This is a genomic window from Leifsonia poae (assembly GCF_020009625.1).
Classification (GTDB): domain Bacteria; phylum Actinomycetota; class Actinomycetes; order Actinomycetales; family Microbacteriaceae; genus Leifsonia; species Leifsonia poae_A.
Window position 1 is genome coordinate 1,094,388 of the sequence record NZ_JAIHLP010000002.1, and the last position, 25,495, is coordinate 1,119,882.

At 68.3% G+C, this 25,495-nt stretch carries 24 protein-coding genes and 1 tRNA gene; 6 read left to right on the plus strand and 19 right to left on the minus strand.

All coding sequences use genetic code 11. The annotated features are described in order from the left end of the window. The first annotated feature begins 76 nt into the window (after window positions 1-76). Window positions 77-150: transfer RNA gene (locus K5L49_RS05890), tRNA-Leu, on the plus strand. A 482-nt stretch (window positions 151-632) separates the two neighbouring features. Here the strand turns inward: K5L49_RS05890 and K5L49_RS05895 are convergent. From K5L49_RS05895 to K5L49_RS05915, 5 genes are all read right to left on the minus strand, one after another. Further along, the gene (locus tag K5L49_RS05895) at window positions 633-821 is read right to left on the minus strand and encodes a hypothetical protein (protein WP_223691083.1); all 189 of its coding nucleotides are present in this window, start codon (window positions 819-821) and stop codon (window positions 633-635) included. Further along, window positions 814-1,023 carry a hypothetical protein gene (locus K5L49_RS05900; RefSeq protein WP_223691085.1) on the minus strand — a complete coding sequence of 70 codons (210 nt, stop codon included), beginning with the start codon at window positions 1,021-1,023 and terminating at the stop codon, window positions 814-816. Before K5L49_RS05900 ends, K5L49_RS05895 begins: the two co-directional genes overlap by 8 nt. A gap of 497 nt (window positions 1,024-1,520) precedes the next feature. Then, window positions 1,521-1,823 (minus strand): helix-turn-helix domain-containing protein, encoded by a 303-nt coding sequence (locus tag K5L49_RS05905; protein ID WP_223691087.1) that lies wholly within the window; start codon window positions 1,821-1,823, stop codon window positions 1,521-1,523. A 404-nt stretch (window positions 1,824-2,227) separates the two neighbouring features. Then, window positions 2,228-2,611, minus strand: coding sequence for a hypothetical protein (locus K5L49_RS05910; RefSeq protein WP_223691089.1), 384 nt, complete (start codon window positions 2,609-2,611; stop codon window positions 2,228-2,230). Further along, a complete protein-coding gene (locus K5L49_RS05915; protein WP_223691091.1) occupies window positions 2,608-2,802 on the minus strand; it encodes a type II toxin-antitoxin system HicA family toxin in 195 nt (64 codons plus the stop codon). The genes K5L49_RS05910 and K5L49_RS05915 overlap by 4 nt, the downstream gene beginning before the upstream one ends. 366 nt (window positions 2,803-3,168) lie before the next feature. Here K5L49_RS05915 and K5L49_RS05920 point away from each other — a divergent pair, with 366 nt between their 5' ends. Then, entirely contained in the window at window positions 3,169-4,452 is a 1,284-nt protein-coding gene (locus K5L49_RS05920; RefSeq protein WP_223691093.1) for an LCP family protein, read from the plus strand. Between the two features lie 47 nt (window positions 4,453-4,499). Here K5L49_RS05920 and K5L49_RS05925 read toward each other — a convergent pair whose 3' ends face one another. Beyond that, window positions 4,500-5,372 (minus strand): SseB family protein, encoded by an 873-nt coding sequence (locus tag K5L49_RS05925; RefSeq protein ID WP_223691095.1) that lies wholly within the window; start codon window positions 5,370-5,372, stop codon window positions 4,500-4,502. Window positions 5,373-5,426: 54 nt separating this feature from the next. Between K5L49_RS05925 and K5L49_RS05930 the strand changes: the two genes are divergently transcribed. Then, a complete protein-coding gene (locus tag K5L49_RS05930; protein WP_223691097.1) occupies window positions 5,427-6,032 on the plus strand; it encodes an IMPACT family protein in 606 nt (201 codons plus the stop codon). 141 nt (window positions 6,033-6,173) lie between these two features. Here the strand turns inward: K5L49_RS05930 and K5L49_RS05935 are convergent, their stop codons facing one another. The 7 genes from K5L49_RS05935 to hisS form a co-directional block, all read right to left on the minus strand. Then, entirely contained in the window at window positions 6,174-7,598 is a 1,425-nt protein-coding gene (locus tag K5L49_RS05935; RefSeq protein ID WP_223691098.1) for an NAD(P)/FAD-dependent oxidoreductase, read from the minus strand. Between the two features lie 38 nt (window positions 7,599-7,636). Further along, complete coding sequence (locus K5L49_RS05940; protein WP_223691100.1) at window positions 7,637-8,914, minus strand: S8 family serine peptidase; 1,278 nt, start codon at window positions 8,912-8,914, stop codon at window positions 7,637-7,639. A 64-nt stretch (window positions 8,915-8,978) separates the two neighbouring features. Then, window positions 8,979-9,554: a DUF501 domain-containing protein gene (locus K5L49_RS05945; RefSeq protein ID WP_223691102.1), complete on the minus strand. Its 576-nt coding sequence runs from the start codon at window positions 9,552-9,554 to the stop codon at window positions 8,979-8,981. Between the two features lie 2 nt (window positions 9,555-9,556). Beyond that, window positions 9,557-10,084, minus strand: coding sequence for an FtsB family cell division protein (locus K5L49_RS05950; protein WP_223691110.1), 528 nt, complete (start codon window positions 10,082-10,084; stop codon window positions 9,557-9,559). 324 nt (window positions 10,085-10,408) lie between these two features. Then, a complete protein-coding gene (eno, locus tag K5L49_RS05955; RefSeq protein ID WP_223691112.1) occupies window positions 10,409-11,689 on the minus strand; it encodes a phosphopyruvate hydratase in 1,281 nt (426 codons plus the stop codon). A gap of 125 nt (window positions 11,690-11,814) precedes the next feature. Continuing rightward, on the minus strand, window positions 11,815-12,393 hold the full coding sequence (locus K5L49_RS05960) for a DUF1349 domain-containing protein (RefSeq protein ID WP_223691113.1): 579 nt from the start codon (window positions 12,391-12,393) through the stop codon (window positions 11,815-11,817). After that, complete coding sequence (gene hisS, locus K5L49_RS05965) at window positions 12,390-13,682, minus strand: histidine--tRNA ligase (RefSeq protein WP_223691115.1); 1,293 nt, start codon at window positions 13,680-13,682, stop codon at window positions 12,390-12,392. Before hisS ends, K5L49_RS05960 begins: the two co-directional genes overlap by 4 nt. Window positions 13,683-13,742: 60 nt before the next feature. On the opposite strand from hisS, the gene K5L49_RS05970 reads away from it, so the two are divergent. Next, window positions 13,743-14,870 carry an epoxide hydrolase family protein gene (locus K5L49_RS05970; protein ID WP_223691117.1) on the plus strand — a complete coding sequence of 376 codons (1,128 nt, stop codon included), beginning with the start codon at window positions 13,743-13,745 and terminating at the stop codon, window positions 14,868-14,870. A gap of 322 nt (window positions 14,871-15,192) precedes the next feature. On the opposite strand, the gene K5L49_RS05975 is transcribed toward K5L49_RS05970, so the two are convergent. The 5 genes from K5L49_RS05975 to K5L49_RS05995 form a co-directional block, all read right to left on the minus strand. After that, window positions 15,193-15,996, minus strand: a complete 804-nt coding sequence (locus K5L49_RS05975; protein ID WP_223691119.1) for an ABC transporter ATP-binding protein — start codon at window positions 15,994-15,996, stop codon at window positions 15,193-15,195. 2 nt (window positions 15,997-15,998) lie between these two features. Then, window positions 15,999-17,051: a FecCD family ABC transporter permease gene (locus tag K5L49_RS05980; protein WP_223691121.1), complete on the minus strand. Its 1,053-nt coding sequence runs from the start codon at window positions 17,049-17,051 to the stop codon at window positions 15,999-16,001. After that, the gene (locus K5L49_RS05985; protein ID WP_223691123.1) at window positions 17,048-18,112 is read right to left on the minus strand and encodes a FecCD family ABC transporter permease; all 1,065 of its coding nucleotides are present in this window, start codon (window positions 18,110-18,112) and stop codon (window positions 17,048-17,050) included. The genes K5L49_RS05980 and K5L49_RS05985 overlap by 4 nt, the downstream gene beginning before the upstream one ends. Window positions 18,113-18,119: 7 nt before the next feature. Further along, window positions 18,120-19,181 carry an iron-siderophore ABC transporter substrate-binding protein gene (locus K5L49_RS05990; RefSeq protein ID WP_223691125.1) on the minus strand — a complete coding sequence of 354 codons (1,062 nt, stop codon included), beginning with the start codon at window positions 19,179-19,181 and terminating at the stop codon, window positions 18,120-18,122. A gap of 125 nt (window positions 19,182-19,306) precedes the next feature. Beyond that, a complete protein-coding gene (locus K5L49_RS05995; protein ID WP_223691127.1) occupies window positions 19,307-20,029 on the minus strand; it encodes a MazG family protein in 723 nt (240 codons plus the stop codon). Window positions 20,030-20,097: 68 nt separating this feature from the next. On the opposite strand from K5L49_RS05995, the gene K5L49_RS06000 reads away from it, so the two are divergent. Together K5L49_RS06000 and nhaA are read left to right on the plus strand one after the other, a co-directional pair. Then, window positions 20,098-20,466 carry a VOC family protein gene (locus K5L49_RS06000; protein ID WP_223691129.1) on the plus strand — a complete coding sequence of 123 codons (369 nt, stop codon included), beginning with the start codon at window positions 20,098-20,100 and terminating at the stop codon, window positions 20,464-20,466. 103 nt (window positions 20,467-20,569) lie between these two features. Further along, the gene (nhaA, locus tag K5L49_RS06005) at window positions 20,570-21,718 is read left to right on the plus strand and encodes a Na+/H+ antiporter NhaA (RefSeq protein WP_223691131.1); all 1,149 of its coding nucleotides are present in this window, start codon (window positions 20,570-20,572) and stop codon (window positions 21,716-21,718) included. Window positions 21,719-21,815: 97 nt separating this feature from the next. Here the strand turns inward: nhaA and mfd are convergent, their stop codons facing one another. Further along, a complete protein-coding gene (gene mfd / locus K5L49_RS06010; RefSeq protein ID WP_223691133.1) occupies window positions 21,816-25,436 on the minus strand; it encodes a transcription-repair coupling factor in 3,621 nt (1,206 codons plus the stop codon). Window positions 25,437-25,495: the final 59 nt, after the last annotated feature.

Sequence of the window (25,495 nt, forward strand, 5' to 3'; positions counted from 1 at the left end):
GACGCACCGGGCAGACGCCCCCTGGAATCGGCTTCCCAGGGGGCGTCTTCACGCCATCGCTACGATGGATGCTCGGGCCCCCATAGCCCAATCGGCAGAGGCAGACGACTTAAAATCGTCCAAGTGTGGGTTCGAGTCCCACTGGGGGTACTCGGCTACTTTCTTGCTATGACTGGGATCGGAGCGGTTTTCGGGGCCCCCGAACCACCAATCGCCCACAACTGAATCGCGCAGCGTCATCCAGAGCGGCCGAAACGGCGTCCAGGTCGCGGTGATGTGATTGTGGCCGTCGCCGAGCACCAACTGCTCGCGCGACCTGCCCTCACACTGCCGCGCGAGCGCTTCCGCGAGGAACTTCGGGAATGGCACCGATCGCGCCCGGTGAGACTTCGGGGTGCCGACGATCACCTCCACTCGACGACATCCTCAGCGCGCTCGGCAAACCACCGCGACCATACGCACCACTACTGGACGCCTACCGATCCAGATGGTCGGACTGGGCCTAACCCCACACACCACAACCAACGCCTGCACCAAGCGCTCGCAACGCGTTAACCTGATCCCGCGTAGGTGAAGTATCCTTACCGGCAGACCGCGAAAAGCCCCGACCGGAATACCGGTGCGGGGCTTTCTCATTCCCGGGCTCGTGCCGCGTTGAGTATCCGGTGCACCTGCATCGACGACAGGCCGACCGCGTCAGCAATGTGCGTCTTCGGCACGCCGGCGGATGCTGCGGCGATGATGAGCTCGTCTCGTTCCAGGTCGACCCGCTTCCGTGCCGCTCGCACATCCTTCAGCTTCGTCAGCCAGTCGTCAGCCACGACGGCCCCTGATCGCCGCGAGCAAAGCACTTACCGCGACGACAAGCGCGGCGATGCTGATGATGAGGGTTACTACCTCCACCGTGTTCTCCTGTTCTACCCTTGGGAGGAGCGGCCCCCAGGTAATTTGTCTACCTGGGGGCCTTTCCTGGCTAGCGTTTCCGGCGTTGATTATCGCGGTGAGGATTCCGATGATTTCCACCGGTTCTCCTCCCCCTTGGGATATCTCCCCCAACAAGAACAGTCTAACATGATGTTGCACTCAATGGTAACATAATGTTACGCTTTTTTGTCTGAGGAGACCCCACGCGTGGTTGGTTGTAGATAATCGGGAAGTGGGATTCAGTTGACCTCAACGTGAGCGGTGCCCCAGACGCGAGAGCCTATTCTTCATTGCTCTGTGGTCCCACTCAATCAGATGGATTGTCACTATCTGCGCGTTGGGGTCAGGTGGTATGACCAACCATTTCCCGCGACGCTCCGTGACCTCGAAGCCCTGGGCCTCACGTTCCAAGCGGAGGTTCTCAACCCTTTATCGGGTATTTGAACCTCTCTCCCCTATTGAGTTACTCGCTCGGTTGAACGAGCGCGTCTAAACGAACAGAAACCCTTGTCGGTTAACAGGGTTGCTCGACAAGGGACTATTTGCCCCGACTCTGCCGCCCTTCGGAGTAGCACGGCCGGGCCTCTCTTTCGAGTTCAGGCGGTGCGGCGGTGGAACGCTTCGACTTCGGAGCGGGCGAGGACCATCGACTTGCCGACTTTCTCTGCGGTGAGGCGGTGCTCGTCGATGAGCTGGAGTACCCGCTGCCGGCTGACGCCGAGGATCTCGGCGGCGTCGGTCACGCCGACGAGGTCGGGCATCGGCGTGTAGCCCTCGCGGGCGTTCCATTCGGCTTCGGTCAACACTGTGATGGTGATCGGTACGGCGTCGAACACCGGGCCTGTGATGGCGACGGCGACGCGGGTGGCTTCGACGATGGTGTTGGCGGGGACAGTCATCTGGACGTCGACGTATCCGCGCGGTGGGGTCTGGAGGCCCGGGGTAGTTGCGATACCCCGGGCCTCTGTCTAGAGTCCACGGCCAGCATCACTGTGGCGCGAGGATTCTTGGCGCAGTGGGCTGCGCACTATCCAGAGGAGGTAGACGGACTCTTCAAGCCGACTGAGGGTCGAATTTCCGCGGCAGACAACAAATAGAGCGGCCTGGGGCCGCGCGAAGGGGGTTCTGGCGCGGCCTCGTCGTGGTCGGCCCAGAATCATTTCCCGTCTGCTGGAGCTCGCACTGCAGTAAATCCGATCCAAGGCCGTCATTCGACCCGTCCGCTATCTATTGAGCACCCTCGCAGATTCTCCCCCGGTCGTGCCGCTCTTCGGAGTAGCAGGGCCGGGGCTTTTTCGTGGTTCTACGCGTTGACGAGCTGGTGTGCGCGCTGGTGGGAGACGTCAAGGATGGCACCGATGTCGCGGAGTGGCACGCCTTCCTCTGCTAGCGCCTTGGCGAGTGCGGTGGCGGTTTCGGTGGCTTCGCGTTCGAGTTGGGCGGCGGTTTCTCGGTCTCGGCGGATCGTCTCGAGTGCGGTGTGGATGTCGGTGACGGCGCCGACGGTGTCGAACTCGACATCGATGTCGAAGCTCTCTATGGGGGAGTTGGTGTTGGCGGCGATGTACTCGCGGGCCATCTCGGGCACTTCGGCGAGGCGGCGCGCTTGGGTGAGGCCGTCGAGTTCGGGGATGGCGACCATCCACCATTTGCCGTCGCGGGTGACGGAGACGGTGTATTTCTTCATTTGGTGACCTTCTGGATTGCTTTGTTGACCTGGCGAACGATGCCCGGGGAGATGATCTTGTGTCCGTCTGGGACGGTGATGCTAACGGTGCCGTTGATGTAGGTGGTGTGGCTGCCTACGGTGCGGTCAGCCACGAAGCCTGCGTCTTTGAGGCGTTTGACCAGCGTGCGGGTGGGCTCTTCACTAACCATGACTTTAGTCTAGCGAGACTAGACATTACAAGTCAAGTCGCACTAGACAGAGTTCGAACGGTAGATGCGCAGCAGCTCGCACAGCGACCGAGTGGACCGACCACCACAGCCACCGGCACCACGGAACTCGCCGAGACCGGAAGCGATACGACCGGCGCCTTCGGCTTCGGGGCGCTGTCGGCCGTGTTCCTACTGATCGGCATCGCCCTGATCGGCGTCACCCCGCGGGCACGACGCCGGAACGGCTGAGCACAACCCGGGGAGGCCAGCCCGGGCACCACATCCCACTCCGGGGCGCAAACGTGGCTGAGAGATTCCTCAGCCGTTGGAGGGATATCGCGCATTTTTCCCTTCTAGCCTGGGCGGATGCACAAACCGTCTTCGGCTCCTGTCGCCCTGCGACCCCGTCTGCGCGGGCGGCCGGAACCCGTGCGGCACGGGCGTCAGAAGTCCCGTCGACCGGCGACCGCATTGCTGAGGCTGGTGGCGGCCGTAGCAGGGGTCGCCGTCGTCAGCACCGTCGGGGTGGCGGCCTACGCCGTGGTCGACACGGTCTCGTCGATCAAACCGGGAATCCACCTGGCCGGGCATCCGGCTCAGGCGATTCCGGCGGTCGGGTCGATCAGCGGCGCTGTGAATGTGTTGCTGGCGGGAACAGACACGCGTAGCGGTCAGGGCGGCCAGTTCAGCACCGCCGACGAGCTCGCCGGAAGCTCCGGTGCGGGCAACAACGACGTCACGATGGTGCTGCACATCGCTGCCGACCACAAGAGTGCCGTCGTGGTCAGCATCCCGCGCGACCTGATGGTGAGCGTGCCGCAGTGCGGCAGCCAGCCCGCCGTCGACGACCAGATGTTCAACACGACGCTGTCCCGCGGCGGGCTCTCCTGCGTGGTGGCGACGGCCGAGCAGCTCACCGGATTGAGCATCCCGTATGCGGCCGAGATCAGCTTCGACGGTGTCGTGGCGATGTCCAATGCGGTCGGCGGTGTCTCCGTCTGCCTGGCGACGCCGGTGGTCGACCCGTATGTCGGCCTGAACCTCGCGGCCGGGCAGCAGACGCTCGTGGGCTCGGATGCACTCGCGTTCGTGCGCAGCCGGCATGGCGTCGGCGATGGGAGTGACCTGGGGCGCATCAGCAACCAGCAGCTGTTCCTCTCCGCTCTGCTGCGCAAGGTGACGAGCGCCGGGGTGCTCAGCAACCCGCTGGAGATGTATACGCTCGCCCACGCGGCCGTGACGAACATGCAGATGTCGGACACGCTCACCCAGCCCACGACGCTCGTCGCGATCGCGCTGGCGATGAAAAGCATCAGCCTGAACAACATCGTCTTCCTGCAATTCCCTTCCGACACCGACCCGAACGACACGGCGCGCGTCATCCCGGATCCTGCGTCGGCGCAGGCGCTCGTCAGCGCGCTCGCGACGGATCAGCCGCTGCACCTGACCGGCACGCTCGGCGTCGCGACCGAGACCGCGACACCGACGGCGACGGCGACGCCCGCACCGACACCGACCACGGCACCGACCACCGCGGCGACTCCCGGAGCCACCCCGACCCCCACCCCGACACCGACCGCGGTGGCGCTGCCCTCCAACATCAGCGGCCAGACGGCCGCCGAACAGACCTGCACAAAGGGCAACAACTAGCCCCGCCATCCCCCTCCCTTCGCAGAGGGAACACAAGGGATCCCGGGTCAGGATGCGGCGAGCGGCGGCAGTTCGTCGGGGGCGATCACGACCGACTGACCGGCCGGGTTGAGAACGAGGCCGTCGTGGCCGTCCTCCAGGGCGGCGCGGGCCACATTCGCCATGCCCGTCGCGTGCGCGTCGAACGGCGGCGCCCACGCCCACACCTCGGCGGGAGAGGTGAAGACGGCCGCATATGTTTCGCCGTTCTTGCCGCTGACCGTCGGAACGGTGATGCCGGTGACGGCACCCGACGCATCCGTCGCCTCCTGCGTGGCGATGAAGACGGCGGGGGCACCGCCGACGAGGTCGAGAAACTCCGTCCAGGGCAGGGAGCGGCTCACCAACGCGGATTTGAGGGCGGAGTTGAGCGAGGCATCGTCGGTGAGGTGGCGGCGGATCTCGTCGCCGTACGCGATGCAGAGATCGCTCGAGCCGGCGTCGATCGCGATGCCGTCGTACGGCGATGTGGCCGCCTGCGTCATCACAGCGGCGGCGGGCTGGGCCAGCGAGAGCACCGGCTCGCCGCGGTGATACTCCGCCAGGCGCTCGTTGTTCGTGAAGGCGAGCAGCAACGTGCGGCCCTGCTCGTCGGTGCGGTAACCGACGCCGAGCGTATCGCCGGTCTGGAAGCCGTTCTGCTGGTCGGCGACGGTCGACCCGGTCGTATCGAGCAGCAGTTCGCCGGTCGCGCACTGCCGGAGCACGTTCGCGAACGTCTGCGCGTTCCGTTCCGCCCCCCACGTTCGCAATGCGGCGAGAACGAGCTGATTCGACACCGGCCTGCTCTCGGCCCCCGCGCCGATCACGTTCGCGGCGGACGCGTCGCGCGGCGGCACATCCTTCTTCCCCCTCGAGAACAGCCCCACAAAACCCCCCACGTCGCCCCGACCGAATGCCCTGCCCTTTAGCATGCCATCGAATACCGTGAGAAGATGCCCATCCACACGCTCGCGGCCCCCGCCACGGCCGAGATCGAGGTGCGCCGCAGCCGCTTCCTGGCCGTAGCGATGCCGGTCGCCGACCGCGAGGCGGGGATGACCGAGCTGGCCGCCCTCCGCCGCGCGCACCCCGGGGCCACCCATGTGTGCTGGGCGCTGCTGGCCGGCGGGCAATCGGGCATGTCCGACGACGGCGAGCCCTCCGGCACGGCGGGGCGTCCGATCCTGGAGGTGCTGCGCCACCACGACCTCGACGGTGTCGTCGCCGCGGTGGTGCGGTACTACGGCGGTGTGAGACTGGGTGCGGGCGGGCTGGTGCGCGCCTACACGGAGGCGATCGCGACCGCCTTGCGAGACGCCACCCTCATCGAGCACGTTCCGTCGGCGCTGCTGGCCGCGGAGGCCGACTACAGCGATGCGGAACGCATCCGGCACTGGGCGGGAACACAGGGCTTCGAGGTGCTCGACGCCGACTACGGCACGACGGTGCGGCTGACGGTGCGGCTCCCCGAGACGGCCCTCGGCACGGCCCGGGATGCGCTGCAAGACCTTACCCAGGGGCGCGCCACCATCGCGCGCGCGCCCGACACCCACAGCTGAGCCTCGCATGGCGTCATGCGGCCGCAGGACCCCGTGGCAGGCGGGAGCTGCTGCAGACGCCGCAAACCGGCATCGGGGCACGCAGAAGGCCCGGCCCGACTTTCGTCGGAACCGGGCCTGTCCATGGCGGAACGGCGCGAACTACTTCGCGGCGACCTCCGCAGGCGCTTCGACCTTCTTGGCGGGAGCGCGCTTGGCCGGGGCCTTCTTCGGGGCCTCGACCGCGGGGGCAGCTTCGGCGGCCGGCGGCTTCGGGCGGGAAGCGAACTCTTCGAAGACGGCGCGCGGGTTCTGCGTCGCGGCGAGCGAGACGATGTCGCGACCGAGCCAGAAGTTGTTCCACCAGCCCCAGATCACGCGCCACTTGCGCTCCCAGCTCGGCATGGCGAGACCGTGGTATCCGCGGTGCGCGAACCAGGCGAGCAGACCCTTCATCGCGAACTTGCCCGACTGGAACACGCCGATGCCGAGGCCGAGACCGGCCACCGCGCCCATGTTCTTGTGGAAGTACTGGCGCGGCAGTTCGCCACGCAGGTCGGCGATGATGTTCTTTGCCAGCAGCTTGCCCTGACGCACCGCGTGTTGAGCGTTCGGAACGCAGAAGCCGCCGACACCGCCGCCGGTCAGATCGGGCACGGCCGAAACGTCTCCGGCGCCCCAAGCGTCCTTGACGATCTCGTCCTCGGTGCCGACGCGCAAGTCGGCGCGCACCGTAAGGCGTCCGCGCTCCTCGATCGGAAGGTCGGTGTGGCGAACGATGCCTGGGTTGGCCATGACGCCGGCGGTCCAGACGATGAGGTCGGTCTCGAAGGTCTCACCGGTGGAGAGCTCGATGACGCCGTCGACGGCGCTGGAGAGCTGCGTATCCAGGTGGATCTCCGCCCCGCGCTGGGCGAGGTTCTTGATCACCCAGTGGCTGGTCGGCAGCGACACCTCCGGCATGATGCGGCCCATCGCCTCGATGAGGTGGAAGTGGGTGTCTTCGAACCTGATCTGCGGGTAGTTCTTGATCAGCGCGCTCGCGAACGACCGCAGCTCGGCGAACACCTCGATGCCCGCGAAGCCGCCGCCCACGACCACGAAGGTGAGGAGGCGATCCCGCTCGGGACCGGCCGGCAGCGTGGCAGCCTTGTCGAAGTTGGTGAGAACGCGGTCGCGGATGGCGACGGCCTCTTCGATGGTCTTGAGGCCGATGGCCTGATCGGCGACACCCGGGATGGGGAACGTGCGCGAGACGGCGCCGGCGGTGACCACCACGACGTCGTACTCGAACTCGTACGCCTCGCCGACCGGCGGCTGGATCGTCGCGGTCTTCTTGGCGTGGTCGATGTAGGTGACCTTGGCCGTGACGACGTTCGTCTTGTTCAGGTGGCGGCGGTGGGCGACGACCGCGTGACGCGGTTCGATCGACCCCGCGGCGACCTCGGGAAGGAACGGCTGGTACGTCATGTAAGGCAGCGGGTCGACGATAGTGACCTCGGCCTCACCCTTGCGCAGCTGCTTCTCGAGCTTCCAGGCGGTGTAGAACCCGGCGTATCCTCCGCCGACGATCAGAATTTTGGGCACAGTGAACGGTCTCCTCAACACGAAAGTATGCGGTTAATCTACTCCCTACGGGCCGTTCGCCTGAAATGCCGCCACGCGCCCACGCCGCCGAGAGCGGCGAGGGCGAGAAAACCGGCTATCACACTGAACGGCAACCAGAAGGTGGTGAGGGCGTTCCAGCTCGGCCAGAGAAGCTGGTCGAACCGCACGGAACGGTCCGGCGCGAGCGCCTGCGGGGTCGCGCTGGCCCCCGCCCCGCCGCCCGGCGCCGGGGCGTTCGGAGCGGGAGTGACCGGCACGGCCGCACGGCGGTGGATGCGGATCCACTCGGTGAGGTCGCCCATCGGGTTCGCCGTGACATGCGGAACACTCGCGGTGACCGCGGCCCCCGCATTCAGGAGTCCGAAACCGTAAATCGGGCTGGGGACGGCGCCGGCGACGGGTCGCGCCGTCTTGATGATGCGCTCGATCACATCCGCCGCCTTCAGCTCGGGATGCGCGGCCCGCACCAGCGCAACGGCCCCGGAGACGAGCGGAGCCGCACCGCTGGTGCCCGCCCACTGCACGTATCCGCCGCCGGGGTTGGCGCCGACGAGTTGCTCGCTGGGCGCCGAGACGCCGATCGTGATCCCCTGGGAGGAGGCATCGAAGCTGGCCTTGCCCGATCGGTCGACCCCGGCGACGGTCAGCACGCCCGGGATCGTGGCCGGTGCCCCGACCTCGGTGGTGCCACTGCCGCGGTTTCCGGCGGCGGCGACGATCACCACATCGTGCGAGAACGCGTACTGGAACGCGTCGTCCCAGCTGACCGGCCAGTCGAGCGTGTTGCGGGTGAGCGACATATTGATCACCGTGGCGCCGTTGTCGACGGCCCAGCGAACGGCGCTCGCGATCTGGTCGTCGCTGCTGATCGACCCTGCGGAGGTGCCGAGTGCGACCGAAGCCGTGAGGATGGAGGCCTCGGGCGCCGCGCCCAATACGCCGCTGTCTGCACCGGTTCCCCGCCCCGCCAGCAGAGAAGCAACCCAGGTGCCGTGGCTCGACGAGTCTGCGTCGCCGCCGAGCGGTTTCTGGCCGTTGGCGGCGCCGACCCCGGAGACATCCGTTCCGCCGACAACCGCCCCGGCGAGGTCCGGCACACTGCCGTCGACGCCGGTGTCGATCACGGCCACCGTGACTCCGGCGCCTTTCGTGGTCTGCCAGGCCTGCGAGAACCCGTAATCGTTGAGCCAGTATTCGAGGTCACGCACCTGATCGGCGTGCGCGACACCGCCCGCCGACAACGCCAGAACGACTCCGGCGGCGATAGCGACTCCCCCACGGCCCCAGCTCTTCATCGGCCCCAGCTCTTCATCGGCCCCAGCGATTCATCTGCCCTGGCGATTCATCGGCGGGTGCGGCTCATTCGGCGCCGGCGGCGTGCTGCGCGCCGGTCGTGGGGGACGGGGTGAGGTTCTCGACGCTGTCGCCTCCCGCATCCACGCACTCGCAGATCTCCGGCGACCAGTCGGCCCTGGCGAGGGCGAGATCGCCGATCGGGTTGACTCCGGGGCCGGCCGCCAGTGCGTGCGCCCCTAAGGCGTGCAGGCATTTGACGCGCACGGGCATGCCGCCGGCCGAAATACCGGCGATCTCCTCGACCACGGCGATGCTCTCCCGGTCGGCCAGGTAGGCGGCGTGGGCGCTCGCGTACTGTTCGCGGAGCGTCGCATCCTCTTCGAGCGCGGTGTTGTACTCGTTCATGACCTGCGTCGCCTCGAGCTGCGAGAGGGCGGCCGTGGCGGCCGGGTGCGTCAGGTAGTAGAACGTGGGGAACGGGGTTCCGTCGTCGAGTCGCGGGGCTGTCGAAACGACGGTGGGACGGCCGCAGACGCAGCGCGCAGCGATGCCGACGACGTTGCGGGCGGGTCGGCCGAGCTGTGCGGAGACGACGGCGATGTCGTCGTCTGTCACCGGGTCGAAAGGTGGGGTGGTCATGTCTAGCCGCCTGGGGTCGGGGTCGGTGCGGGGGTGGTCGGTGTCGTGCCGGAGAGCTGGTCCGGTGTGGCGGTCGTGAGACCGGCGCCCATGAATGAACCGAACAGCGACTGCACCCAGTCGGTGTCGGTCTTCTGCAGTTTCGAGCTGATCGGCGTATCCCCCGCCGCCGTGGACGCGGGCGGTCGGTCGTCGATCACGAGATAGCTGACCTCGCCCGGCATCACATAGTTGAGCCTGTCCCGCGCCTGAGACCGGATGTAGCTGGGGTCGTTCCACCGCGCGCGCTGCTCTTTCAGGTCGGTGACCTGCGCCGAGAGCCGGTCGACCGCCTGCTGCTGGTCGGCGATCTGCTGACGCTGCTCTACCAGGGCGCGCAGCGTCGGCGCGAGGATCACCACGGCCATGACGAGCAACCCCATCATCACCAGCGAGAACCCCGAGAAGTGGATGCCGCGCAGCCAGCGGCCCGTCGCTGTCGGCCTGTTCGCGAGGGTGACAGGCACTCGGCGGGTGCGAGGCTTGGCCACGGGGCCTCCAGAGTGTGACGCGGGCGGAAACGGCGGGCCGGAGCCCGGTTTCATCGTAAGGCACACACCTGGGGAGCCCGGGATGCGCACGCGGCGTGCGCGACAACGATCACGATGTGCCGCACCGGGCCGACCGAGAAGAGCACCGACCCTGCCCCGCGTTGCGCCCGCGCGGGCATCCCTCATCGGTCGCAGAACGTCGTTCCCGGCCCGGTTTCGCACGCCAGATCGACGTTCTGCGACCGTTGAGCGCCGGAGCAACGGGAAGGGGCCCCCGTCTCTCGACGGGGGCCCCAGCGGTTCGACCCGGTGACTACGCGGTGACTACGCGGTGAAGCGCGGGAACGCGCTGCGACCGGCGTAGACCGCGGCCTCGCCCAGCTCTTCCTCGATGCGGAGGAGCTGGTTGTACTTGGCGACACGCTCGGAGCGGGCCGGAGCGCCGGTCTTGATCTGGCCGGCGTCGGTGGCGACGGCGAGGTCGGCGATGGTGGTGTCCTCGGTCTCGCCGGAGCGGTGGGAGAGCACGGCGGTCATGCCGTTGCGCTGGGCCAGGGAGACCGCATCCAGGGTCTCGGTCAGGGTGCCGATCTGGTTGACCTTGACGAGGATGCTGTTCGCCGCGCCGACCTCGATGCCCTGGGCGAGACGCTTCGGGTTGGTGACGAACAGGTCGTCGCCGACGAGCTGCAGCTTGCCGCCGATCTCGGCGTTCAGGTGCGCCCAACCGGCCCAGTCGTCCTCGGCCAGCGGGTCCTCGATGGAGACCAGCGGGTAGTTGGCGGCCAGTTCGGCGTAGTACGCGGACATCTCGGCCGCTGTGCGGTCCTTGCCCTCGAATGTGTAGACGCCGTTCTCGAAGAACTCGGTGGAGGCGACGTCGAGGCCGAGCGCGATGTCGGTGCCGACGGTGAAACCGGCGTTCTGGATGGCTTCGGAGATCAGGTCGAGCGCGGCACGGTTGTGCTCCAGCTCGGGGGCGAAACCGCCCTCGTCGCCGAGGCCGGTGCTCAGGCCGCGCTGCTTGAGCAGCGACTTGAGGGAGTGGTAGGTCTCGACGCCCCAGCGGAGGGCCTCGGAGAAGTTCTCCGCGCCGATCGGCAGCACCATGAATTCCTGGATGTCGACGCCGGTGTCGGCGTGCGCGCCACCATTGATGATGTTCATCATCGGCACCGGGAGGGTGTGGGCGTTCGGCCCGCCGAGGTAGCGGAACAGGGGAAGGTCGGCCGAGTCGGCGGCGGCCTTGGCGACAGCCAGGCTCACTCCGAGGATGGCGTTGGCACCGAGACGCTTCTTGTTGTCGGTTCCGTCGAGCTCGATCATGGCCGAATCGATGAGGCGCTGGTCGGCGGCCTCGAAGCCCTCGATGGCCGGGCCGATCTCGTCCAGAACGGCGTCGACGGCCTTGAGCACGCCCTTGCCCTGGTAGCGGTCCTTGTCGCCGTCGCGAAGCTCGTAGGCCTCGAACGCGCCGGTGGAGGCACCGGACGGAACGGCGGCACGGCTGACCGTGCCGTCTTCGAGAAGAACCTCGACCTCGATGGTCGGGTTTCCGCGCGAGTCGAGAATCTCGCGAGCGCCTACAGCTTCGATCTGAGCCACAACTGTCTCCTTGTGTGAATCTAGGGTTTCCGCTGGCCAGTCTACTGAGGTTCGGGATGCGCCCCGCTCTGTTCACTGTCCGGTCATCAGGCTGTCGCCCGGGTTCGCGGGGTCGGCCGGCCCGGCTAGTGCAGCGAGCCGTCGGCCTCGGTCACGGTCCAGCTCTCGAAGGTGACGGTGAGACCGGAGCGGCTGGGGGCGCAGAGGAACGGGCCCGCATGGACCACCGCATCCGGGTCGAGCGGTGCGAGACGGATGAGCGCGAACGGCTCGTCGTCGATGCGGGCACGGATGGCGACAGCGTCGCCGGAGCGGCTGGCGCGCACCGTGATGCGGCGGCCGGCCCAGTGCGGAACGGGCGCCACCGACCAGTCGGAGACGCCACGGGTGACCACGGCGCCGAGCTGCAGGAGGCCGTCGGAGAACTCCACGCCGGTCTTGATCCAGTTCTCGTCGTCGGTGCGCAGGAAGACGCCCGCCTGGTCGAAGTCGCCGCTGAAATCGCCGGTGAAGGCCACCTCGACGGCGGTTCCCGCATCGAAGGGAGCGAGCAGGGCGTGCTCGGTGTCGTGCACGAAACCGTAGGCCGTCGTGCGCCACGCATCGGTGCCCTCGACGGCCGTCACCACCACAGCGTCGCCGTGCCGTTCGACCGCGGCGGGTTCATGCGTCCAGTGGCCGGAGGCCCAATCGAGGCGGGTCATGCGAGCTCCTTGATCTCCAGCGACGTGACGTCGACGGTGTCTGCGGTCACGAAGGCGAACGCCCCGAAACCGGCGGAGGTCGCACGGTCGAGCACCGCCTTCAGGTTTTTGGCGCGCTTCTCCAGCCGCACACGGCGACCGGATGCGATCAGCTCGGTCTTCACGGCGAGCAGCCGGTCGAGCGGCACGGCGGGGTCGAAGACGAGCACCACCGAGTCGGCTGCGGCGTCGGCCGGAACCTCGATGAGGTCGACCACCCGCTCGAACCCGATGGAGAACCCGCAGGCCGGAACTTCCGTGCCCAGAAAGCGGCCGATCATTCCGTCGTAGCGCCCACCGCCGCCCACCGAGCTCCCGGAGCCCGGGTGAGCGATCTCGAAGATGGTGCCGGTGTAGTAGCCCATCCCGCGCACGAGAGTCGGGTCGAATCGCAGCGTGACCCCGCTGGGGAGCGAGTCGAGGGCGTGGGCGAGGGCCTCCAGCGCCGCGACCGCATCGGTGTCGATCCCGTCCGGCAGGATGCCAGTGATCGCCTCGACGGTCAGGGCGACACCGCCTTCGGCGAGGTGCGGCTCCAGGTTCTCCAGGATGCCGCCGAGCACCGCCGCCGCATCGGCTCCGTCCGCGCTCAGCTCCGCCACCACGCCGGCGGCGCCGATCTTGTCCAGCTTGTCGATCGAGATGAGCACTTGCGGCCAGCGCGGCTCCTCGAAACCGCAGAACTCCAGCAGGCCGTTCAGGATGCGGCGGTCGTTGATGCGGATCGTGCAGTCCTGCAGGCCCAGCGCATCCAGGGCTGCCGAGGTCGCCGTGATGAGCTCCACCTCGGCCAGCTGACCGGCCTCGCCGATGATGTCGATGTCGCACTGCACGAACTGGCGGTAGCGGCCCTTCTGGGGGCGCTCCGCCCGCCAGACCGGCGCGATCTGGATCGACCGGAACACCGGGGGGAGCTCGGCGCGGTGGGTGGCGTAGAACCGCGCGAGCGGAACCGTGAGGTCGAACCGCAGGCCGAGGTCAGTGAGGCTCAGCACGTCGCCCGAGTCGAGGGCCGCACGCAGATCGTCGGCGTCGAGGCCGCGCTTCAGAACACCGAACCCGAGCTTCTCGTTGTCCCCGCCGAGGCCGGAGTGCAGCCGGGCGACATCCTCGACGACCGGGGTCTCGATCTCGTCGAAACCGTGGGCTGTGAATGTGCGTCGGATGACCCCGAGCGCGTGCTCGCGACGCGCCTTGTCGGCCGGAAGGAAGTCGCGCATCCCGCGGGGTGGTGTGATCGGAGAAGCCATGCCCACGATTCTTCCATGTGGGGGTCACGACGTCGCACGGTCGGAGTAGCGTGAAACGCGATGAGCATCGAACCGTTCCGCATCGACGTCCCCGACAGCACCCTCGACGATCTGCGCGAGCGGCTGCGGCGCACCAGGTACACCGGCGCGCTCGGAGACGGAGCGTGGTCGGGCGGCATCGACCCGGGCATCCTTCGCGGGCTCGTCGAGGCCTGGAGGGACGACTTCGACTGGCGCATGCAGGAGGCCAGGCTGAACGACTACGACCAGTTCCTGGCGGAGGTCGACGGCCACCGCATCCACTTCGTCCGCATCGCGGCGGCGGGTTCGGCCGAGACACGGGTTCCGCTGCTCCTGCTGCACGGCTGGCCGAGCGGGTTCACCGAATACCTCGCGCTCGGCGACCGCCTGGCGAACCCGGCCGCGTTCGGATCGGATGCGCGCATCGCGTTCGACGTCGTCATCCCTTCACTGCCCGGATTCCTCTTCTCGGAACTGCCTGAAGGCCCGCTCACCCGGCCGGCGATCGCGCACGATCTGCACGCGCTGATGACGACCGTGCTCGGCTACGACCGCTACGCGGCGTTCGGGGGCGATATCGGCGGCGGAGCGGCCACCTGGCTCGGTGTCGACCACGCCGACCGGCTCATCGGTGTGCAGCTGCTGCACGCCCCCTTCCCGGCCGACACGGACTCCGTCGACGATGCCGAGCGGGCCTACCTTGCCGGCCTCGAACGCTACGACGCCGCAGACGGCGGCTACAGCGAGATCATGTGCACCCGGCCCGACACGATCGCGGCAGCGCTTGCCGACTCCCCCGCCGGCCTGCTGGCATGGATCGTGGACAAGTGGCACGACTGGGTAGACGGCGACCTGCTCACGACGATCGACCGGGATGCGCTCCTCACGCTGGCGACGCTCTACTGGGTCACCGAATCCGTCGGCTCGTCGTTCCGGCAGTACTTCGACTACGGGGCGAACCCGGCCCGGCCGCCGATCACCGCTCCGCTGGGCGTGTATCTGAGCCGCGAACCCGCGATGCGAGAGTTCCCGGTTTCGCTCGCCGAGCGGGCCGCCACCGACCTGCGCTCATTCGTGAGGGCCCCCTCGGGCGGCCACTTCCTCGGGCTGGAACGGCCAGAGGCGACGGCCGACGCGATTCGGGAGTTCTTCGGCTCGCTCGTCTGAACGGTTTCGAGGGGGATACGACGAAATCCCCGGGTCCGCCACGCCCGGCCGGTCGTAGACTTGAGCCGTTGCCACCCTGATGGCGTCACCCGGCCTCACGGCCGCGCCCTGCGCTTCGGTGGTGTCCCGCCGGACCTGGCATGAGCCGCATCCGCACCCGACCTCGGCACGGTGCTCGCTGCCAGACACGGGCCGACGGCGCGAAGCCCCGCGCCGCCGGCCACCCGTGCGCCCCGTCGCTTCCTGCGCGGTTCGCCACTCGTGGTCGCTTCCGCTGGGCTGAGAGCGACCACAGGTGGCAATCTGCGCGGGCAGGGCGAGGTCAGTGGTGGTGGTGGTGTCGGCCGATCGGGACGACGAGCGGGGTCGCGCTCACCGGGTCTGGCACGATCACGGAGTCGACGCCGAAGACATCCCGCACCAGTTCTGCCGTGACGACCGTCCCCGGATCGCCGGCGGCCACGACGGCACCCTCCCTCATCGCGATGAGGTGGTCCGCGTATCGCGCGGCGAGGTTCAGATCGTGCAGCACCATGACCACCGTGGTGCCGCGCGTCGCGTTGAGGTCGAGCAGCAGGTCGAGCACGTCGATCTGATGGCTGATGTCGAGGAAGGTCGTCGGCTCGTCCAGCAGCAGGATCCCGGTCTGCTGTGCCAGTGCCATCGCGATCCAGACGCGCTGCCGCTGCCCGCCCGAGAGCTCGTCGATGGCGCGGTCGGCCAGATCGTCGACGCCGGTCGAGGTCATCGCCTCGGCGACGGCCTCGTCGTCGGCGGGCGCCCACCGGCGGAACCAGCCCTGGTGCGGGTAGCGCCCGCGACCGACCAGGTCGGCCACCGTGATGCCGTCGGGCGCCGTCGGCGTTTGCGGCAGCAGACCGAGCCTGGTGGCCACCTCCTTCGTCGGCAGCGAGTGGATGTCGGCGCCGTCGAGCAGCACGGTTCCGGATGCGGGGGCGAGCAGGCGGGAGAGCCCCCGCAGCAGCGTCGACTTCCCGCACGCGTTCGGCCCGACGATCGCCGTGACGCGGCCGGAGGGGATGTCGAGGTCGAGACCGTCGACCACCGCCCGCCCCTCGTACGCGAGTGTCAGCGCACGGGCGGCGAGCTCATGTTCAGCGGTCATGGTCAGCCTCCCTGGCCGGTTCGGTTGGTTCTGACGAGCAGCCAGAGCAGGTACGGCGCACCGACGATACCGGTGACGACCCCGACTGGGAACGAGACACCCGGCACGGCGAACTGGGCGATGATGTCGGAGATGACGAGGACGAGCGCGCCCACCAACGCCGACGACACCAGCGCCAGCGCTCCACGGCCGACCAGCCGACGGGCGATGGGCGCGGCGACGAACGCGACGAAGACCACCGGGCCGGCAGCGGCGACGGCGACCGCGGCGAGCGCAACGGCCACGAACACCACGAGCAGTCGGGTCCGTTCCACGCGCACGCCGGTCGCGGCTGCGGCGTCGTCGCCGAGCCCGAGGGCGGCGAGCGGCCGAGCGAGCAGCAGCGCGGAGGGCACGAAGATCAGGGCACTCACCGCCAGCACTGTCAGCGCCACCGGGTCGACGTTGTTGAGACTGCCGGTGATCCAGACCAGCGCCTGCTGCACATCCGTGATCGCGGCGGTGGTGAGCACATACGACACCAGCGCCGTGCAGATCGCCGCGAACCCGATGCCGATCAGCACGAACCGGTAGCCGCTGATCCCGTCGCGCCACGCGAGCAGATAGATGATCGCCGCCGCTAGAACGGTTCCGGCGAGCACGACGCCGGACAGGGCGAGACCGGTGAGCCCGAACCAGACGAGCGCCGTGGCTCCGGTGGCGCTCGCGCTGGCGGTGATCCCGATGATGTCGGGGCTCGCCAGCGGGTTGCGCGCGATCGATTGGATGAGGGCGCCCGAGAGCCCGAGACAGCCGCCCACCAGGATGGCCGCCGTGAGCCGCGGCAGCCGCAGGTCGAGGACGACGAATTGGGTGAGGCGGTCGGCCCGGCCGATCAGGGCAGCGAGGATGTCGCCCGGTGCTACCGCGGCCGCTCCGAGACCGAGCGACAGGGCGCCGATCACCACGATGAGCACCGCGAGCACGAGCGCGACGCGCAACTCCCGCGCCGCGCGTCGGCGCCGGTCGCCGCGGACCGCCGCCGTGACGCCCGGATGCAGGCGCAGCCCGGTCACAGCGTCACCAGTTTGCGCCGGCGGACGAGCGCGATGAACACGGGTGCACCGACCACGGCGGTCACGATGCCGACCTGCAGCTCGCCGGGGGATGCGACGACCCGGCCGATCACATCGCAGACGAGCAGCAGTGTCGGAGCGAGCACTGCGGAGAACGCGAGGATCCACCGGTAGTCGCCGCCGACCACCCAGCGGGCGGCGTGCGGAACGACGAGCCCCACGAAGGCGATCGGCCCGACCGCCGCGGTCGCGGAACCGCACAACAGCACGATCGCGAGCGCGCTGAACAGTCGGGAGAGGCCGACCCTCTGGCCGAGACCACGGGCCACATCGTCGCCGAGAGCGAGACCGTTGAGCACCCGGCCGAGGGCCAGCGCCAGCACGGTTCCCACGACGATGGTGGGAAGCACCTGCGCGACGATGTCGAAACCCCGGCCCGCCAGCGAGCCGACCTGCCAGAACCGTAGCGCGTCCAGCGAGACCTGGCTCGTGAGCAGCACGGCTGTGATCAGCGAGCCGAGCGCGGCCGAGACGGCGGCCCCTGCGAGCGCGAGCTTCACCGGCGTCGCGCCCTCCCGGCCCCGCGAGGCGACGAGGTAGACGACGACGGAGGCGAGCGCCGCCCCGGCGAAAGCGAACCAGAGATACCCCGTGAGCGAGGTGATCCCGAAGAAGCTGATCGCCACGACCACGGCAAGCGAGGCGCCGAAGTTGACGCCCAGGATGCCCGGGTCGGCCAAGGGGTTGCGCGACAGTCCCTGCATCACCGTGCCCGCGAGTCCCAGTGCCAGACCGGCGAGCAGACCGAGCAGGGTGCGGGGCAACCGGCTGTCGACGACGACCAGCGAGTCGTCGTCACGACGGTCGTAGTGCAGCAGCGCGTGCAGCACTGCGCTCGGCTCGATGTACCGGGCTCCGAGCATGAGACTCAGCACGACGGCGACGACGAGCGCAAGCACCGCGACGACGATCCCGATGAGCAGACGCCGACGACGCCGACGCACGGCGGAAACGATGTTCCGCGGCGCGCCGGCGCTCGTGTCGGTCGTGCTCGTCGTCATCCGCGGATTACTTGACCTTCTCGGCTGCGGCGGCGAGCTGGGGAACGTAGGAGTCGAGCATCCACGGGATGGACAGCACGCTCGGCGCACTCGACGCCATCACGAAAGACTCGCCGGCGATGGGCGCGAACCGGCCGTCGGCCACAGTCGGCATCGCCGCGACGAGCGGGGTCGACGTGAATGCGTCGACCGCGGCCTGGTCGGCGAAGTACCCCACAAGCAGGTCGGCGTCGATCTTGCTGAGGTTCTCGTTGCTGAGACTGTAGAAGTAGCTACCGGCCTTCGGATCGCTGTCGAGGGCTTTCGTGCTCGAGGCATCCTTCATCCCGAGCTGGTTGAGCAGTTGAACCCGGGGGTCATTGCTGCGGAAGATGTTGATCTTGCCGGGCTCGTTGGCCGAGATGTAGACGAAGGTCTTGCCTTTCAGCACCGGGTACTTGGCGGCGAGCGCGGCGACCTTGTCGTCGACCTGGGTCTTCAGCTTCGCGGCCTCGGCGGACTTGCCGAGCGCCTTGCCCACGATCGTGAGCTGATCCTGCCAGCTCGTCGCCCACGGGTCCTTCGGATACGCCACGACCGGCGCGATCTTGCTCAATGTGTCGTAGTCCTTCTGCGAGAGGCCGGAGTACGGGGCGAGGATGACATCGGGCTTGGCCTGCACGAACTGCTCGAACGGCACCTCGCTGGTGTCGGTGCCGCTCAGCAGCTCGGGAGTCTTCCCTCCCAGCTTCTTGATCTGTTCGGCATCCCACGGGAGCACACCGTCGGCGTTGCCGCCGTAAGTGTTCTTCGGCATTGCGACCGGCACCATGCCGAGCGCGAGCACTGCGTCCTGCGCGCCCCAGCCCCAGGTCGCGATCCGGGTCGGCGTCTTGTCGATCGTCACCGAGCCGAGCGCGCTAGTGATGGTAACCGGGAACGCGCCGGAGTCGCTGCTCGCCGTGGTGTCGGTGGCGGGCGCGGCGGTGCTGCATCCGGTGAGCGCCAGCGCCGTCGAGGCGACGATGGCGGATGCGATCAGGGCGATGCGCGACCGGCGGCGACGGCCGCGGGCGACGAACTCGAACATGACTCTCCTTTGGGAGGATGGACAAGGGAAACCGGATTTGGCTTAGGCAAGCCTAACCTAAGCCGCGATGGCTGCCGGGTTCCCTTTCCGACTTCACAGACGATGGCGCCCGACCGCAGCGCCCCTCAGACCTCCGGGGCGACCACGCCGATGATGCCGGCGTCGGCGGCGCCGGCCTCGTGCTCGCGGATCTCCCCCTGAAGATCGCGGAGGGTCGACCGCAGCGCCCGCTCGGCATCCAGGCCGTTCGCCTTCGCCGAAGCAACGATCGCCAGCAGCAGCGGGCCCAGTTCATCCTCCGACTCCACCTGAACGCCCCCGGCATCGCCGAGGTCGAGCAGCCCCACCTTCTGCGCCCGGCCGAGCAGCTTGTCCGCGAGCGCCAGCGAAGGCATCGCCTGCGGGATGCCGTCCAACACACTCGTGCGCGACGGCTTCTCGCGCTTCTTCAGATCGTCCCAGAACTCCACGACATCGTCGGCGGTCTCGGCCTTGCGATCACCGAAGACGTGCGGATGACGGCCGACCATCTTGGCGGTCATCCGTGCGGCCACCTCCTGGATGTCGAAATCCTCGCCGGGCGTGTTCGCCGCGATGTCGGCGTGGAAAAGCACCTGATAGAGCACGTCGCCGAGCTCCTCGATCAGGTCGTCGCGGTTTCCGGTCTCGATCGCCTCCACCAGCTCATAGGTCTCCTCGACGAGGTACTGCACGAGTGATTCGTGCGTCTGGTCGGCATCCCACGGGCAGCCGCCCGGGCCGCGCAGCCGCGCCATCACGGCCACCAGTTCGTCGAGCTTCGTCGGCTGCTCGCCGACCGGCGCAGATGAGAAACTCAAATCGGTCATCGGTCATCGGTCCTCTCCTGATTCGTGTCCATCCTCTCACCGCCGGTCGCCGCCGGTAGCCTGGCCCCATGGCAACTCGGATCGCCCGCCTCACCGTCTCCGTCGAGGATCTGCCCCGCGCCCTCGCCCTCTACCGCGATGCGCTCGGGCTGCACGAACTCTCCACGATCGACGGACTCGCCATGCTCACCACCGATCGGGATGCGCCGCCCGGCACCGCAACGGAAGTGCTGCTGCATCAGCGCACCCCCACGCCGGGCGACGCCGGTGTCGCCGCCAGCTTCGCCGTGACCGACGTCGACGCCGCGACCATCGCCGCCGTCGCCGCAGGCGCCGCCGTCGTCGACGAACCGGCCGACCAGGTGTGGGGCGAACGGCAGTCGGTGCTGCGCGACACCGACGGCCACATCCTCTGCCTCGTTTCGCCCCTCCGATAAGCTGGGGTCTTGGTGTGCCGGGAAGTCTGGTCGGCGGTGACGTTTCGACGTCGCCTCTGCAAGCGAACTACGCCGGCCACGGTGTGAGATAGGCGAGACCGTCATGAGCATCATCCGATCCGAGCGCACCGCCGCCGGCCTTCTCCTGGGAGCCGCCGCCCTCGGCCTGCTGCTCGCGAACACCGCGATCGGGCCGGCCCTGCTCGACCTGCAGCACAGCTACATCGGTTTCGGCTCCACCCGGCTGAGCGTCGGCCACTGGATCAGCGACGGCCTGCTGGCCATCTTCTTCTTCATCGTGGCGGTCGAGCTCAAGCACGAGCTGGTCGCGGGTGAGTTGAACAGCTTCCAGAAGGCCATCCACCCGGCCATCGCGGCCGTCGGTGGCGTCGTCGTGCCGGTGCTGATCTACCTGGCGTTCACTGCCGGAACCCCGCTCGCCGACGGGTGGCCCATCCCCACGGCGACCGACATCGCCTTCGCACTCGGCGTACTCGCCGTGTTCGGCCGGGGACTCCCCAACCGGCTTCGGGTCTTCCTGCTGGCGCTCGCGGTGCTCGACGACCTCATCGCCATCCTCATCATCGCCGTCTTCTTCACCACCGACCCCAACCTGGGTGAACTCGGGCTGGCGGTCGTCACCCTCGCCGCCTTCGGTATTCTGAGCCGCTTCCTGCGGGGCCGGATGCGCTTCCCCATCGGGGTGCTGATGCTGCTGCTCGCCGTGCTCACCTGGTGGCTCGTCTGGGATTCCGGCGTGCACGCGACGATCGCGGGTGTCGCCCTCGGCCTGGTGATGGCCCGGCGCCCTGCAGGCAAAGTCACCCATGTGCTCGAGCCGTGGTCGAACGGGCTGATCCTGCCGCTGTTCGCGTTCTCGGCCGCCCTGGTCGTCATTCCTCAGGTCTCGCCCGCGCAGCTTCAGCCGGCCTTCTGGGGGATCCTCGTCGCGCTGCCGGTGGGCAAAATCGTCGGCATCACTCTCGGGGGCTGGCTGGGCTCGTTCACCAAGCCGAAGGCCGAGCGCGGCCGAATCCCGATCACCGGTCTGCTCACCATCGGCGCGCTCGGCGGCATCGGGTTCACTGTCTCACTGCTGATGAACGAGCTGGCCTTCGCGGGGAACGACCTCGTGCGCAGCGAGGGGACCCTCGCGGTGCTGCTCGGGTCGGCGATCTCGATCGTGGCCGCCGGGATCAGCGTCAGCGCGCTGGCGCGACGCTACCGTCGGCAGCACCCGCACCCTTCCTAGGAAGAATCGCACAACACCTCGATGGATCGTCCGCCAGGACCGACTCCTCTTCGGTGTGGGTTCACACTTCCGGCGGCGGAGGGAGCGGGAGGCGGTCTCAGGCGGTGGTCTGCTCCTCCGCGGTTTCGGGAACGGGGAAGAGCGCGCCGAGCAGCGAACCGACCCAGGCGATCAGGTCGGCGTCGCTGGGGGCCTCGCCGTTCACCCGCGGCAACGGTACCGTGATCACCTTCGGAGCCGCGTGGTACTTGGCGCCGGGGTACATCCTCTGCAGTCGAACCTGCAGCGAGTCCGGGAGCAGGGCCGGCGCGAGACGCAGATTGGAACCCATCGCGACGACCTCACCGAGACCGGCCCGCTGCGCGGCGAGACGCAGCCGCGAGACGGCGATGAGGTTCTGCACGGCAATGGGCGGTTCGCCGTAGCGGTCGGTGAGTTCGTCGAGCACCAGGCCGATCTGGCCGGCTTTGGCCGCGGGCGAACTCGCCGCGGAGAGCTTCTGGTAAGCCTCCAGACGCAGGCGCTCGCTGTCCACATACTCTTCGGGGATGTGCGCATCCACCGGAAGCTCAAGCCGCAATTCGGTCTGCCCCTCCGCCACCTCGCCGCGGAAGGTACTCACCGCCTCGCCGATCATCCGCAGGTAGAGATCGAACCCGACGCCGGCGATGTGGCCGGACTGTTCGCCGCCCAACAGGTTGCCCGCGCCCCGGATCTCCAGGTCTTTCAGCGCCACCTGCATCCCGCTGCCGAGGTCGTTGTTGGCAGCGATCGTGGAGAGGCGGTCGTGTGCCGTCTCGCTCAGCGGCTTGTCCTCATCCCAGAGGAAGTACGCGTACGCGCGTTCGCGTCCGCGACCGACCCGGCCCCGCAGCTGGTGCAGCTGGCTGAGGCCGTATTTGTCGGCGCGGTCGATGATGATCGTGTTCGCGTTGGCGATGTCGAGTCCGGTCTCGATGATGGTGGTCGAGACGAGCACATCGAACTTGCGCTCCCAGAAGTCGACGACGACCTGTTCGAGCGCCCGCTCCCCCATCTTGCCGTGGGCGACAGCGATGCGCGCCTCCGGAACGAGTTCGGCCAGTTTGGCCGCGGCACTCGTGATGCTCCCCACCCGGTTGTGCACGAAGAACACCTGCCCTTCGCGCAGCAGCTCACGCCGGATCGCCGCACCGACCTGCTTGTCGGAATACGGCCCGACGAAGGTGAGGATCGGGTGCCGCTCCTCGGGCGGCGTGGCGAGCGTCGACATCTCCCGGATGCCGGTCACGGCCATCTCCAGCGTGCGCGGGATGGGGGTGGCGCTCATCGCGAGGATATCCACATTGGTCTTCAGCTTCTTCAGCGAATCCTTGTGCTCGACGCCGAATCGCTGCTCTTCATCGATGATCACGAGACCGAGGTCTTTGAGCACGATGCCATCGGCGAGGAGCCGGTGCGTGCCGATCACCACGTCCACGGTCCCGTCGGCCATTCCGCGGATCGTCTCCTTGGCCTCTTTGTCGGACTGGAACCGGCTGAGCGCGCGCAGATGCACCGGGAATCCGGCGAAACGCTCCTGGAAGGTCTCGAAGTGCTGTTTGACGAGCAGCGTGGTGGGCACGAGCATGACGACCTGTTTGCCGTCTTGCACGGCCTTGAAGGCGGCACGCACGGCGATCTCCGTCTTTCCGAACCCCACGTCTCCCGAGACGAGGCGGTCCATCGGGATGGGCCGTTCCATATCGGCCTTCACCTCGTCGATGGTCTGCAACTGGTCGGGCGTCTCGGCGAACGGGAACGCTTCCTCCAGTTCGCGTTGCCAGGGGGTGTCGGGGCCGAACGCGTGGCCTTTGCTGGCCATCCGCGCCGAGTACAGCTTCACGAGCTCCACCGCGATGTCGCGCACAGCCTTGCGCGCGCGACCTTTCGCCGCCGACCAATCGCTGCCGCCCATCTTGCTGAGCGCCGGGGCCTCTCCCCCGACATACCGGGTGAGGAGGTCGAGCTGGTCGGTGGGCACGTAGAGCTTGTCGCCCGGGTATCCGCGCTTCGAGGGCGCGTACTCCAGGGCGAGGTATTCGCGTTTCGATTTGACCGCATTGCGTCCGCCGCTGGAGACCTCGCGCTGGGTGAGCTCCACGAACTTGCCGATGCCGTGGGTCTGATGCACCACGAAGTCGCCCGGTTTCAACGCGAGCGGGTCGACGACATTCTTCCGTCGGGTGGCGAGCTTCTTCACCTGCCGGGAGTCGTAGCCGACGGTGCGACCGTAGAACTCGCTCTCGCTGAGCAGTGCGAGTCTGGCCTCGCCCAGTTCGAAGCCGTGCTCCACGGTCGCCTTCAGCAGGTAGGCGACGCCGGGCTCCGGGTCTTCAGGGAACGCCTCCACCAGCCGGGCGGGCAGTTCCGCTTCGGCGAGGACATCGGCCGCGCGCTCGACGAGACCAGCCCCTTCAGCGACGATCGCCACCCGCCAGCCGTCGCGCAGGCGCGCGCCGACATGCTCGATCGCACCGGTGACGTTGCCTTGGAAGCTCGGGACCGCCTCCGCCGCGATGCGGATCTGCAGGTGCTCCTCGAGCTCGCGCTCCTCGGGGAGCACATCGTCGAGCTGGAAGCCGCTCATCGTCCACCAGGGATGGTCGGGAGCCTTCTGCCCCGGCGCGCTGAACGTGACCGAGTCGCGCAGCTGCTGCAGCGTGAGGAAGTCGCCGGCCGCGAGATCGATCGGAGCGGCCGCACCGACGGTGGCCGCGCTCCAGGCTGCGGAGAGGAACTCACGGTTCGTCTCGGCGAGGCTCACCGCGCGGCTGGCGACCCGCTCCGGCGAGAGCACGGCGACCGCCGCACCCTCCGGGAGGTAGTGCGTGACCGGAACGAGCCTGTCGACCAAGGCGGGGGCGAGCGACTCCATCCCCTCGACCGGGATGCCCTCGCCGATCTTGGCGAGCATCCCCGACAGGCTCGGGAATTCGTGCTCCATCTCGCGCGCCCGCTGCCGCACCGACTCGCTGAGCAGCAGTTCGCGGCTCGGCGGCAGCGTGACCGACGGGATGGGCTCGGGCATCGAACGCTGGTCGGCCACCGAGAACGCGCGGATCTGATCGACTTCGTCGCCGAAGAAGTCGACACGGTACGGGTGTTCCGCAGTCGGGGGGAACACGTCGAGGATGCCGCCGCGCACGGCGAACTCGCCCCGGCGGGTCACCATGTCGACCCGCGAGTACGCGAGGTCGACGAGTTGCACGGCGAGACCGGCCAAGTCGAAGCCCCTCGCGCCTGCCACGAGCTCGACGACGGCGTAGTCGGTGAGGTTGTCGGCCAGTGGCTGCAGGGCCGCGCGCACGGAGGCGACGACGACGATCGGTGTCGTCCGGTCGCCCGCACCCCAATCGGCGAGTCGGCGCAATGCGAGCAGGCGACGACCGACGATCTCCGCGCTCGGGCTCAATCGCTCGTGCGGCAGCGTCTCCCAGGCGGGGAACTCGATGATCTCCGCCCCCGGCAGAACAGCGCCGAGCGCCCCCCGGATCGACTCGGACTCCCGCCCGGTGGCCGTGATCAGGAACAGCGCGGGCGAGGCCCCGGCCGCGGCCCGCCGCTGCACGAGCCCGGCCAGCAGCGGAGCCCGCAACCCGTCGGTCAGAGAGAAGTCGGCGTTTCGCGTCGCGGACGCCAGGGCGTCATCGAACGTGGAGGCGCGTGAAAGCGCTGCGATCAAGCCCTGCAGTATCACTCGGCCAAGTCTACGGCGCACGGCCGACAGCCTCGCGCCTGCCTGGCGGGGATGGCTCC